Below are 12,859 nucleotides of genomic sequence, written 5' to 3' on the forward strand. Positions count from 1 at the left end.
ACAAATGTCTCATAATGCTACCATACCAAACCACGAAGCAATAATCAATTTCTTAAAAAGCCGTAGGCTATCCTTATATGTTTCAAAGCCTGCCTTGCGGCATATTCAAGAATTTTTTATTGCAGCTACCGCTAAAGGGTATCGTGGTAAAGTGGTAGATATAGCGGAATGGAGTTCATGTCATCGAACATCCATTGGACACTTTCTCTCGGATGGTGTTTGGGACGAATCGTATATCCAAAGACTTGTAAAACAAGAATCGCTTTCATTTGTTTTGTCTCATGCCAAACAAACAGAACAGCCTATTTTTGTGATTCATGATGATACTGTTAGTGAGAAGACAAAGCCTTCGTCACAGGCAAAACACCCAATCGAACAAACAGACTATCATCATTCCCACTTAAAAGGAAAAACCGTTTGGGGTCATCAAGTTCAAGCTACAATTGTTCAATGTGGTGAACATTCTCTCATTCATGATATTCACCGTTATGATAAATCGAGCCAAAGTAAAATTGATGACGCTTGTGATTTGGCCAAAACCATGCCGATTCCACCTTATTCTGGATATGCATTGGTTGATTCATGGTATACATGCCCGAAACTCATGAACACTTATGCAGAGCGAGGATACCATTTAATTGGAGCACTCAAAACAAACCGCATTGTCTATCCCAAAGGGATTCGAATTCCAATTAGTACCTTCGCATCGTATGTAACCAAACGGGACGTTTGCCTCGTGACCGTAAACGGATCGACCTATTGGGTGTATCGATATGAAGGAGCTTTAAATGGCATTGAGAATGCGGCGGTACTCCTTTGCTGGCCATTGGATGCGTTTCAAAATCCGATAGCATTACATGCTTTTCTGTGTACAGATGTATCCTTAGAGACACAAACAATCCTTGATTATTATAGTCGCCGTTGGCCGATCGAGATTTTCTTTCGGCAAACTAAACAAAATCTAGGTTTTGATGGATATCAAGTTCGTTCTATTCGTGCAATAGAACGACTTTGGATACTACTTTCGCTGACACATTTATATTGCACCATCGGTTTAGGTCAGCCTTCAAAATTTGGCGATGGACTTATAATGGTACGAAAGCAAGTAAAAGTGGACTACGTCCAATGGATTTATGAATCTGCAAAGAATCAAGTACCTATTGAAGCTGTTTTGCAACAATTAAAGCTGGCCTAGAGGCAGTCTATACTTTTTTGTTGTATAAATTTGTAAGTATTTTTGCTCATTTATAGTAAATACTATAACTGGGTCGAATAGAAGCAGAAGTTCCATTCAACCCAGTTTACTTGTATTGTTATTTACGAATGAAACGTACTTATTGTGTTTCCTTGCCCATCACAAAGAGTTGCCGTATCTCCACTTTCATTCCAAACATAGTTCGTTGTCCACAGCAATTGACCTGGTGAATTATTATTGGCTGCATGTCCGCTTGTGACAGTTACACTTGTACCTGATTTTAAAATAAACCCATTTGGAAAGTGGTACGTTTGGCCATTGGAATTAGACACAATTGTCCAATTAGAAAGATCAATATCATTTGTATTGTTATTTACAATCGTTATGTATTGATCTTTTACATTTAAAGCGGATATTTTTACATTATTGACTTTGACTTGCTGTTGTGGAATCGACTTCTGTGTATAGTCTGAACCGTCATTTCCCCATGTTGTACTGTCTTTCCCATTCCACGGATCCTGAACTAAACTCCAAACCCCTTCGTGACTTGCTTGTGCTTGCTTTAACAACGAGCTAAAAAGAGGATCATGCTTTGTGTCTGGTGTCATGGAATCAACACGTGCATAGCCTTTTTCCAAAAGATCGGCGTTTAAAAACGTACCATTTTGCGAGTATGCATATGCCAGCAAATGTCCAAACTTATCTTGCTGTTTCACATCGAAATCAAGATATACTTTCTGCCCTTGGAGTTTTGCATTCAAATAATTCCACGCTTGATATGAATAAGGCATACCCAGGTTGCCAGCAGATTTCATCTCAGGAGCTTGTATGCCAATTAAACGCACGGTTTGAATGCTGCTGTTCCAAATGCCTCCCATTTTTACTTCAAATGTATCTCCATTGTCCACCTTTATTACCGGGTATAACGATCCCGTAGATGGATCAAATGTATCAACATAAACCGTATCCGAATTGCCCGAATAACCAACCGTCCCACCAAACGCTTCACCTACAAAACGTATTGGCACATATGTACGATCATTTTTAATATATGCAGGTGAATCCAACGATACAGGTACCCCATTTACATAAGCCGTATTCGAGTTCCATACAATCTTAATGCTTTGGTTTCCTTTGTCAATTATAAAATAATTCAAATTGGAACGTGTAATTGTTGCATTGAGTGAACTTGCAATTGGTGTGATTGGAACCATTGTCCGTCCATTTATGATCTCCGGCTGAGCGTCTGGAAATGCCACTTCTTGACCATCTACTACTACATGTATTCCTGAATCGGCATAAACATTTCCCTGAAAAGCAGCCATCCATGTAAAAAGAGATGTGGCCAAGCTTAAAAGAGTCAACTTATTCACATGAATCTTCTCCAATCGATTAAATTTTCCAATAGTTTTTATACTATATGATATATGCTTATGCTCTCCATATGAACTCATGTATCATTATTCTTTCAAAGCAGTCTATATCAAAGAAAGGTTGCAAAACTGCAACCTTTCAAACTTTGCAACTCAATCGCTCTAGTATTTAACCAATTTAGTTCCTCGTACTTCAATTCGCTGAAGAACTGCCGAAATTTGAACTGGATGCAATTACCCAAGGTGTCTGGAACGCCAACATGGCGTTATCATGCTGCGCTGCAAGCATTACCATTTGCTGCTTATCGCTTTCGACTGCCAATTGCGCTTTTGTGACATCTGCTTGGATCGCCATTCCATTCTGATATAAAGCTTGTTCTTTCTTTAATGCATCTTCATCCGATGTAATTGCTGCCTGCAGTTTGCTATATTGATCTTCCATACCTTTGATTTGATAATATAAGGATCTAACGACTTGATCCAATTGCTTCTGCTGATCTGCAGCAGAATAGGAGGCTAAATTTACATCAATTTGTTTTGCCTGATATGGGTCGGCAGTTTTGACGTTAAACGTATACTGTTTTAAACCTAATTTAGCCAAGTCAACGTTTTGATTTGCAACCCACAACAACGGGCTTTGGGATTCCGCTTGTGTTACTTTTGAATTCACATCCGTTTGTGCCAGCGGTGTCATTTGCGGAATATCAATCAATTGCGGTTTCGCATCCGTCGGAAGCCCCGTCAATTGATCGAACTGCTGATATGCATTGTCAACTGCTTTACTCGCAGCCTGCTGATTGGACTGTGCCGCAGTTACAGCAGTATTCGCCTGATCGTAATCGATTTTCCCAATGACGCCATTCTGATAATTGGCTGACGCTATCTGCTGTTGTAAAGTCGCATTCTGCAACTGTAAATCTGCCAATTTTTTCCCTTCCAGAGCCTGAAGTACGCCATTATATGCCTGTTTTACACCATACGCAAGAGATTCTTGTGTAAAGTCATAAATTTTCTGCGCATTTTGATAACTGATATTATCTGCCGCATATGTCGCATATAACGCAGATGACATCGCGTTTCCACCAGCCGCCGGTGAGTATTTCACATTATCCGAGTAATGATCCAGTACTTGCTTTGACCGATCAATGTTTGCAGAAGCACTTTTGACAGGATAGCTGTTCTCCATTGCCAAACTAAGTGCTTTATCATATGTTAGCGGAACTCCTGTTGCTGACGTACTTGAACCAGCGCCTGAATTTGTCAAGGCTGAATTGAGTCCCTTGGAAAAAATTAATACGGTTCGGTTGACTCCATCCCATTCCACGTCGGCTCCTAATGCTTCACTAACGAATCGCAACGGAATCATGGCTCTATTATTGACCAGTTGTACAGGTTGATCGATTTTTACATTGCTTCCATTGATAACTGCAAAATCAGAATTCACAGCAATCTGTATTCGCTTTGTATCTTTTGCTATTGTAACTGTCTGGGAAGGAGCATCCCATGAAACTGTCGCACCTAATTTTTCAAAAATACTTCGCAACGGAACCAGTGTATACCCATTTTCGATCACTGGCTGCGGTTGAATCGCTTGTACTTTCCCGTCTATTTGAATGCTAATATCCGATGCAGAATTCGTTGCGACAGAATTGCTGTCAGCAAATGCAAAAGGGGTACTACTCAATATCATGATTGAAAAAGCAATGCCTGCTGTAAATCTCTTCATTGATTCCCCTCCTTACGGAGATAATTCGAACATTACACTATCCTTTTTAATATACTTTCTATTAAAAAAGGCCCCCTGATGGAGGCCTTTTTTATTTGATTTTTAATGCAATTTATTAGTTGCCGAATGTAGCGGTTTGAGTCGCTGCATCCCAGCTAACATTTACACCGAGTGCTTGAGCTATCCAAGAGACTGGCAATACTGTGTAGTCATTAACAATCGCAGGAGCTGTATCCATCGATATAGTAGCGCCATTAATTATCATTTGGTAGCTGCCGATCTTCATCTGAACAATGCGGTTGCCATTGAAGATTGTAACTGTGCGGTCTGCATTATTCCATACAATGTGGCTTGCATCAATGCCAAGTGCATTTGCTGCATCACGAACACCTACAAATGTGCGGCTATCCTTGATGAACGGAGCAACAACAGCAGTTTGTGTTTGTCCGTTAACACTGTAAGATGCATTGCCAATCGTAAATACTGCTTTGGATGTTGTATCTGTCGGAGCTGGTGTAGCAACTGTTGCAACGACTGCACTAGCAGCAGTTGTATCATTTGAATTCCAGTTCGCAACAGCATAGGAGTTGTTGTTAGAACCAGCATCGATAGCGTATGCTGTATATCCTACTGAATTCCCTTTTACTTTCAGAGAAATATCGCCTTGTGGTACAGTACGATCCAAGGAAAGCTGCGGAGCTTTGATTGTAATAGTACTTGGTGTAGTACTTGAAGAATCTACATAGAAGTCCAAGTACCCTTTATTGTTGCTGCCAAGTCCTGATGTTACATCTTTAATCTTCAAATCGCCGCTTGTAACCTGAACATCAGGTGTACCGCTAAACTGAACACCATAAGGCAATTCAAGGTGAACATAGTTGTAAGTAGTACCATTCACAGTTGTTTTGTTAAATGCGGATGCGACATTTTCTGTCAAAGTAATATCGCCAATTTGTTGCCCAGCTGCACCGATAGTTACGTTCGGCTTGCTAGCAACACTGATGGAAACAGGCTTTTGTACAGTTGCAACAGTAACATTGCCAGTCAATCCTTCGGAACCGCCTACTTGAAGAGCCATGTCTCCGCTAAAGTTTGGAGCAATCGCTACTTGGAAGTTTTTCAGATCGATTTCGCCAGGATTTGTGGAGTTAGAGCTTTCAGAACTTTGTACAGTTAATTTCAATGTACGATGGTCTGTATTTGTATACTCTACTTTCGAAATCGTAAGACCATTTGTACCGCTGATGGAACCTGTATAACTGCCATTTGCAATATTAGTAGAATTTTCAAATGGACTTTCCCAACGAACGCCATTTGGCAATGTCAATTCAATTGTACGGTTGCTTACAAACGAACCGGCAACATTTTCTTTAATTGCAATATCGCTGATTTGCTGCTCTTTTTGACCAGCTACCAATGAAGGCTTGCTGCTAGCGCTGACTGCCCCGCCATATTCTCCGTAGGTACCAACTGTCAATGTCCCTGTATTGACTGTGGAAGAACCGTTTACCTGAGCTACTACATCACCGGTTTTTGCTACAGAGGAATCATCCACATAGAAATTTAATGGGATATTCCAACTGGACGCTGCTTGTGTACCGACATATGTTTGAGTTGCAGAGTTATATTCACCAATTGCATTAACGTAAAGTGTATCAGTACCTGCGCCAGTTACGCTAACTTGGAAACCAGGATTTGTATCAGCTGTAGTTACTAATCTAGCATTGTCACCAAAGATATTTACAATGCTGCCAGCTGCGGTTGTGCTCCACTTAAAGCCGTTTGGCAATTTCAATTTCAAGCTGTCAGAAGACAAGCGCATGGAGTTTGCAACTTCTTCTGTCAAATGCAAGTTGAAAGTGAAGTTGTCGCTTGAACTTTGTGTATCAGTAGCAGCGAGATCAACCTGACCGGAAGATACTACATTCGCTACTGTAACAGTTCCAGCAGGCAATACGCTGTCAGATGCTGCTGAAAATCCGATTTGTACAGGACCGCTCGCTACACCGACGTTTTTAAGATTTGACAACTTCAAATACACATGAGCATCGTCAGTTGTTGCAGCACTTGGGTCTACAGTAATTTTTGCTGTCGTAGCAGATAGAATCTGTGTAGTTGTTGTTAAAGTAGCGCCAGTAGAGTTGAATGGAGAATATCCATAAACATCATTTGCTACGTTGGTTGTATTGCCACTGGCATCATAGAAAATTTCCGAGTCTGTTGAGCCAGTAGCAGTACCAGTAGTAGATACTGTCTTAGAACCTACAGCATCACTGAATTGCAATCCGCTTGGCAATGTAATTGTTACTTGATTATCGCCACCTGGAAGCAATGTGCCTTTAGGAATAAAGATATCTACTGTTCCGAAGTTGTATGTTTGATTGGAGCTGTTGACATTCGGAACCGTAATTGCGGAAAGACTACCGTTGCCTGCTGCATAAGCTGCGTTTGTAGCTACGAAGCCAGCTGCCGGAGCCAAAGATGCCAGCATTGCTGCTGTAGAAACTACTGCTAAAAGTTTTTTACCTTTATTCATATACTTTCTTTCTCCTCCTTAAAAACCTTCATCTGAATCGAGTAGGATGTTTCATAACGTATGTGTTGCTAAATCCGTTACTGCTGTCCCCACACAGGCTATGTATCCAACAGAATCTCTTGTATACCACTCTATCAATCTTTTCTCCCCGTTCCATGATAGCTGTGCATTTCGAGGTATCTGTCATGCAAGATCGGTCGCCCTAGCAGGACAACATCCCTCCTTTCAGTGTAACTTTATCTACTTTGCTATCAAGTATAGCAAATTATTAAACGCTGTCATACTTCTAATTTCGACAAACCCTTGCAAATTCCTTTTTCTGATTTTGAGAAACTTGTGGAATTTTTGTGGAGTTTGTCTTCTAAATTGCACTGCTCTTGCAGTATAGCGGCTTTGCGGTATTTCGTAAATCGGAATGTTGTGGAAACATTCTTCTTCCCTGGCAACACCGCTTTCGTATCCTGCTCCTGTAGTATACCGATTGCCCGGTCGTTCGTAAAGGGACTTCCTCGGTTTTCCTAACACTAGCAATGGATTACAAGTTTACCAAAACACGAGAAACATTGCAAATTGATACTATCCACTACTAGACAATGCTTCAATTATAAAGTTTAGTATAATTGTCAGAGACTAGCAAGTGTTTTCTATAAAAAATATTATTTTTTTATTGCATCAGTGCCATTACATTACTTTATTTCGCTGTTTTTGTCAAACTTTGTCTACTTGTGGTGTTTTGCCACGCGTTCGTACAGATTGTATGTATGTTCACACATCTGCTGAATGGAAAACATCCGTTCAATCGCTTTTCGATCCGGCATCTCCGGCTGCTGCAGCATGCGGTCGATTCCGGCGGCCAACTCCAGAGGATCGCCTGCTTTCACAAGGCTTGCACCGCTTTTCACATGGCTGGCGATTTCGATGCAGCCGCCGACTCGCGTTGCCACCACCGGCACGCCGCATGCCAAAGCCTCCGCCATGGATAAGGAGAATCCTTCAGAGATGGACGGCTGTACGACGAGATCTGCTTGCTGGTAAAACGGCACGATCGCATCTTGATGTCCGACCATGTCCACAGGCAGGCTTCTTTCCCGAATGATGCTCTCCAGCTCCGGGCGCATTTCGCCGTCGCCGACGAATACATAGCGGGCCGGTGTCTGCACATGCTCGATCGCTTGCAGCAGGTCCTTGTGGCCTTTGACCGGGTGCAGACGGGCGACTGTGAGCACGACCGGCCGATCGTCGTTGGCCGTATGCTGTTTTGCCGCATCGCGCTGCGCCTTCCGCCCCGGTACGAAAAGGGTCGTATCGATGCCGTTGTAGATGACCTGAATCTTCTTCGGATGCACATGCTGCTCGACCAGGTCTTTTTTCATCGCGCGAGACACGGCAATATATGTGTGCACTGCCGGTCTTGTCGCTTTTTCCAAGGTGTAAAAAATCGTGCGCTTGAGATACTTGGGATAATCGAGTGCAAAGCAGCTGTGTACAGTCGTGATCAGCGGTATGCCGAATCCTTTGCCGACGATTCTTCCCAATACGTTTGCACGCACTCCATGTGTATGTATGATTTGCGGGCGAAAATTATGAATGATTTTGCGAAGAATTTGAAAACTTTTGAAAACGCCTTGGCCGAGCGATGTCACAGGAATCTCTGCCTGCTGCACCCGCTTGGCAAAGAGGGCGTCATAAAAACAGGCCACTTGCGGAGTGACTGCAGATGCTTCAAACCCTTTCATCAGACTGAGCACGTGTTGTTCGGCTCCTCCAAATTCCCCGCCGCCTATGATATATAACACACGGATGGGTTTGTTCGACACGCGCAGTCAACTCCCTAACGTAAAGTTTTTAAACATTCAGCCACAGATTTCCTGTGTAGACTATATCCTTTATATCATTTTTTGAATCGGAATTAAACATGAACTTCGTTTTTTATAGCGTATGACAATTTGGATATGGTATACATGGTACATGGTCATGCTATGACAATAGCAGCAGAGAAAGGAGATTTGCCATGAATCCGTCACATCCGCCTCTTTCCTATCGCACGATCCGGGGCTATGGAGAAGAGACGATTTTGATCAAGAAATCCCGCTTTATCGGGTATGCGCAGCCCGTATCCTCGGATGCGGAAGCGATGGCGTTCGTCGAGACCATTCGCAAAAAACACTGGGATGCCACGCACAATTGTTATGCCTATTGTATCGGCTCACAGGATGAGATGCAAAAGTCCAATGATGACGGAGAGCCGGGCGGCACTGCCGGGAAGCCGATCCTGGAAGTGATCAAAAAGGAAGAAGTAAAAAACGCAGTTGTCGTCGTCACCCGGTATTTTGGCGGCATCCTCCTCGGCGCCGGCGGATTGATCCGCGCATACAGCCAGTCGGCCGCAGCCGCTTTGCATGCTGCGACAATTGTCCGCAAGGAGCTGCATCAGGCGCTATGGGTCGTTCTGGATTATGGCTGGCATGGCAAACTCGAGCATCTGATCGCGGGCAACGCTTCCTGGATCGTCGCTGACACCCAATTTGCCGATCGGGTCAAAATGCTTGTCCATGTACCGTCTGACGACACGGAAGCATTTGTCAAGCAAGTCACAAACCTCACCAACGGACAGGCGGAACTGCAGCCGGATACTCCCTTGTATGTGTGTGTGCCTGTATAAAGAACTTACGCGTCCGCAGATTCCTGGATCGTTTGCAGTCCAAATACACCTTTTGGCAATTTAAATTCCGGCTATTCACATTCCGGTTCCTATCCTGCACTATCACTTGGGAAGCGGTATTTTGATCAAATCGCCGGCATAGGGAGCGGACCCCTCCGCGCAAAACCCGCCCGGATCGAACCGGAACCGGGTGTCCCGCTCCCTCCCAAGAGGCCTGCTCGCAGCGATTTCCTGCCGGCTGTCCTGCAGTAATTTCTGAATCGCAAGTCCGTCATTCATGCTCGCCATCACTTTTTGATACGCCTGGAAACAAGGCACCAGAAACCGATCCAGCAGCAATATGGCGCATTTGGCATCCGGATATTCGTCAAAGTAGCCGGCATCCAGCGTTTGCATGTACACAGACTTGATCACTTGCGTAATCGTATCCATCATGAAATAGCCTATGGTGCCATCCCCCCGCACCCGCTCCCGGCAGCGCATTTTGAGCGGCAACAGGATCGTCGCTCCGACGGGAATCGGGATATTCCGATATTTCCCCAAATGCTCGCTGAACCAGGACATTTTATGCGAGGATTCCCCGTGAAATTTGGTAAATCTCGATGACCAAAAATCGGTTGAATACAGGCGTTCTTCCAATGTCCCGTCTGTATACAGCACTTTCGTTATATTGCCGACTCCATCCTTGTAAAACGGCAGGACGCAGGAGATTCGCTTTACATCCCTCTCAATCTCCGGCGTTTCCAGTTTGATCGAGCGAAATAATGATTGCCCTCGGCCCATACTTCCCCTCCTCAAAGCCATTGACATTTGATTTTAGTGCGTGTTCAAAAAGTGGTTAAGTAAGACATAAGGAGTACGAAGCCGAAGCACGAAAAGGCGACGGAGTGTACGTGTTTGGTACATGAGTAAGCCTTTTTGGGATTCGGCAAAGCAATCCGCCGTAGAGTTTTGACTACGTTTTGAACATCCTCTTTTATACAAATGTATAAAATCAATCTACGTCTATCTTTTCATATATTTTTCCAAAAAGTCAATATTTGTTTGGTTTAATTAATAAAATGTTCTAACAAATTTACAAGATGATCAATTAATTCGCTGATTAATCGTTCATTTTCTGCATTTGGGCAAATCGACAGCCATAGGAAACCATTGTAACTTTGGGTTGCGCGAACATCCGGTGGGCCGGCCCCCATTGGAGGATACCCTTTTATGAAAGCACATACCCATGTTGATACAATTGCACAAAGTGAAACTCATGACGATACGCATGCATATGTTCCTGCCACCGACTGCAGCGAGTCCAATCTGGCATCTGCAAAGTCCCCGCAAACATCGGGAGATGCCGCACAGACAACACAGACAACACAGACAACACAGACATCACAGACATCACAGGCATCACAGACAAGGGATGCCGTCGACTGGACAGCGCTCGCAGCGGCGGTCCGGGCGGGTGACGAACGAAAGTTTGCCGAGTTGGCCGAGATGTTTCGGCCGTTGCTCCGCAAGATGATGGGGCGATTTTACCGCCACGCACACATGGAAGACTTGTGGCAGGAAGCGCTCATCGCACTGTATCTGGCCGCGGTCGAATACGATCCCGCACGGGGCATCGCATTTCCCGGCTATGTAGACGCAAGGGTCCGTTTTGCATTGTGGAATTTTTGCACACGCACACAGCGCAGAGAATCCAGGGAAGTGCTGCCTGCCCTTGCGCAAGACGAAGAAAACGGCATGGATGCCATGCTTTTGCTGCCTTGTCCATTGGCAGAGGAATACTTTCACCTCATAGAAATGTCAGAAATGTTTCATTCTTTAAGCAAGCGGGAACGTTTGGCTGTTATACGTTTGGTGTTGGAGAGGCAAAAGCCGGGGGAATTGGCCCTCGAATGTCACGTCTCCGTGGAAACGGTAAAGACGTGGAAAAAACGGGCGCTGCAGAAGCTGCGGGCATGGTGGCGGAATCTTTGAGATTCCGCCAAAAGGCTGACCCGGCAGGGAAACAGCAGGAGCAATCACCTGCTTTTGCGCCTACTCCTGGATGGCGAACATGATTTCCCCTTCGCATACGACTTGTCCGTCGACTTTCGCAACGGCTGTTCCTTTGCCGATGCGCGCCTTTAACCGGGTGATCTCTACAGCCAAGTGGAGCGTATCGCCAGGCCGTACCTGTCCGCGGAAACGCAAGCCGTCAATGCCGGCAAAGAAGGCGATTCTCCCTTTGTATTCCGCTTTCGACAAAAGGGCAAACGCACCCACTTGGGCCAGTGCTTCCACGATCAATACACCAGGCATCACCGGGTACTCCGGGAAATGCCCTTGAAAAAATGGTTCATTCATCGTCACGTTTTTGATGCCGGCTGCACTGACACCCGGTTCGCATTCCAGGATTTTATCGACCAGCAAAAACGGATGGCGATGTGGTATGATCTCCTGGATTTGTTCAATATTGTACATGTTCATGAATCGTCCTTTCTTGCACTCCTGTCCAAATGTCCAGCTTTTTCATTTCTAGTGCGTGTTCAAAAAGTGGTTAAGTAAGACACAAGGAGTGCGAAGCCGAAGCACGAAAAGGCGACGGAGTGTACGTGTTTGGTACATGAGTAAGCCTTTTTGGGATTCGGCAAAGCAAACCGCCGTGGAGTTTTGACTACTTTTTGAACATCCTCTTCTAGTATAGACATGGGAGATTTAACACACAATAGTCGTATCTTCTACAGCCCCGGGGCTGGGAAGTTTATATAAAAAGCACCTCCGCTGCGGGCGGCGGGTGCTTTTTATTCCCATCCTTCCATGCGCTCCGCATCTACCTCTACCGGTCGATTCAAAAGGCGGAATTGTGTCAGATAGACAAAGCTTGTCAGAAACGATACTGCAACGGTCAACCACAACAGTACGATGGAAAATGACCAGCCAAACATGATAGTGAGAATGGTCAGATAATACAGGACGGTTGTGGATTTGCCCCAGATGGTGGCAGGGACGGTTTTTTTGCCGCGCACATGAAAATAAGCGGAAACTGCGATCATTCCCAATTCTCTCGCCAGAATCAGCCCTGCCAGCAGATCCGGTATGGCATGTGAAACGACCAGGGACAGGAAAACAGCCAACACCATCAATTTATCCGCAAGCGGATCCAGCAAGCTGCCGATCTCCGTGATCTGGCCATATCTGCGCGCCAAATGTCCATCCAATACGTCAGTCAATCCCGCGAACAGCAAGATCAGCAGCGCATACAGGATATGATGATCGAAGCTTTCGAAAAACACGCCCAAATACAATGGAATCAGTAAAAAACGCAGCATAGTGATTGCGTTTGGCAAATTCACATTCCATTCACCTCACAATACCAACATGTAGTATA

The 12,859-nt window shown here is 44.6% G+C and carries 10 protein-coding genes; 3 read left to right on the top strand and 7 right to left on the bottom strand.

The annotated features are described in order from the left end of the window. Positions 1 to 4 precede the first annotated feature (4 nt). The gene (locus tag LSG31_RS04495; protein ID WP_347438206.1) at positions 5 to 1,195 is read left to right on the top strand and encodes an IS701 family transposase; all 1,191 of its coding nucleotides are present in this window, start codon (positions 5 to 7) and stop codon (positions 1,193 to 1,195) included. Positions 1,196 to 1,317: 122 nt separating this feature from the next. Here the strand turns inward: LSG31_RS04495 and LSG31_RS04500 are convergent, their stop codons facing one another. From LSG31_RS04500 to LSG31_RS04515, 4 genes are all read right to left on the bottom strand, one after another. Continuing rightward, on the bottom strand, positions 1,318 to 2,568 hold the full coding sequence (locus LSG31_RS04500; protein ID WP_347438207.1) for a stalk domain-containing protein: 1,251 nt from the start codon (positions 2,566 to 2,568) through the stop codon (positions 1,318 to 1,320). Between the two features lie 193 nt (positions 2,569 to 2,761). Then, on the bottom strand, positions 2,762 to 4,294 hold the full coding sequence (locus LSG31_RS04505; RefSeq protein ID WP_347438208.1) for a stalk domain-containing protein: 1,533 nt from the start codon (positions 4,292 to 4,294) through the stop codon (positions 2,762 to 2,764). Between the two features lie 115 nt (positions 4,295 to 4,409). Then, entirely contained in the window at positions 4,410 to 6,830 is a 2,421-nt protein-coding gene (locus tag LSG31_RS04510; protein ID WP_347438209.1) for a copper amine oxidase N-terminal domain-containing protein, read from the bottom strand. A 719-nt stretch (positions 6,831 to 7,549) separates the two neighbouring features. After that, positions 7,550 to 8,647: a glycosyltransferase gene (locus tag LSG31_RS04515; RefSeq protein ID WP_347438210.1), complete on the bottom strand. Its 1,098-nt coding sequence runs from the start codon at positions 8,645 to 8,647 to the stop codon at positions 7,550 to 7,552. A 194-nt stretch (positions 8,648 to 8,841) separates the two neighbouring features. Between LSG31_RS04515 and LSG31_RS04520 the strand changes: the two genes are divergently transcribed. Further along, entirely contained in the window at positions 8,842 to 9,492 is a 651-nt protein-coding gene (locus LSG31_RS04520) for a YigZ family protein (RefSeq protein ID WP_347438211.1), read from the top strand. A 102-nt stretch (positions 9,493 to 9,594) separates the two neighbouring features. On the opposite strand, the gene LSG31_RS04525 is transcribed toward LSG31_RS04520, so the two are convergent. Continuing rightward, a complete protein-coding gene (locus tag LSG31_RS04525) occupies positions 9,595 to 10,275 on the bottom strand; it encodes a hypothetical protein (protein WP_347438212.1) in 681 nt (226 codons plus the stop codon). A gap of 429 nt (positions 10,276 to 10,704) precedes the next feature. Between LSG31_RS04525 and LSG31_RS04530 the strand changes: the two genes are divergently transcribed. Next, complete coding sequence (locus tag LSG31_RS04530; protein WP_347438213.1) at positions 10,705 to 11,466, top strand: RNA polymerase sigma factor; 762 nt, start codon at positions 10,705 to 10,707, stop codon at positions 11,464 to 11,466. 60 nt (positions 11,467 to 11,526) lie between these two features. On the opposite strand, the gene fabZ is transcribed toward LSG31_RS04530, so the two are convergent. Together fabZ and pgsA are read right to left on the bottom strand one after the other, a co-directional pair. Continuing rightward, positions 11,527 to 11,952 carry a 3-hydroxyacyl-ACP dehydratase FabZ gene (gene fabZ / locus LSG31_RS04535; RefSeq protein WP_347438214.1) on the bottom strand — a complete coding sequence of 142 codons (426 nt, stop codon included), beginning with the start codon at positions 11,950 to 11,952 and terminating at the stop codon, positions 11,527 to 11,529. Positions 11,953 to 12,272: 320 nt separating this feature from the next. After that, positions 12,273 to 12,824, bottom strand: a complete 552-nt coding sequence (gene pgsA, locus LSG31_RS04540) for a CDP-diacylglycerol--glycerol-3-phosphate 3-phosphatidyltransferase (protein ID WP_347438215.1) — start codon at positions 12,822 to 12,824, stop codon at positions 12,273 to 12,275. Positions 12,825 to 12,859 lie beyond the last annotated feature (35 nt).

Origin of the sequence: Fodinisporobacter ferrooxydans (assembly GCF_022818495.1) — a bacterium.
Lineage (GTDB): Bacteria > Bacillota > Bacilli > Tumebacillales > MYW30-H2 > Fodinisporobacter > Fodinisporobacter ferrooxydans.

Excerpts from the sequence above, each read along its gene's own strand:
- LSG31_RS04495 (WP_347438206.1), top strand. The coding sequence starts at position 5 with ATGTCTCATAATGCTACCATACCAAACCACGAAGCAATAATCAATTTC.
- LSG31_RS04505 (WP_347438208.1), bottom strand. The coding sequence starts at position 4,294 with ATGAAGAGATTTACAGCAGGCATTGCTTTTTCAATCATGATATTGAGT.
- LSG31_RS04510 (WP_347438209.1), bottom strand. The coding sequence starts at position 6,830 with ATGAATAAAGGTAAAAAACTTTTAGCAGTAGTTTCTACAGCAGCAATG.
- LSG31_RS04520 (WP_347438211.1), top strand. The coding sequence starts at position 8,842 with ATGAATCCGTCACATCCGCCTCTTTCCTATCGCACGATCCGGGGCTAT.
- LSG31_RS04525 (WP_347438212.1), bottom strand. The coding sequence starts at position 10,275 with ATGGGCCGAGGGCAATCATTATTTCGCTCGATCAAACTGGAAACGCCG.
- LSG31_RS04530 (WP_347438213.1), top strand. The coding sequence starts at position 10,705 with ATGAAAGCACATACCCATGTTGATACAATTGCACAAAGTGAAACTCAT.
- fabZ (WP_347438214.1), bottom strand. The coding sequence starts at position 11,952 with ATGTACAATATTGAACAAATCCAGGAGATCATACCACATCGCCATCCG.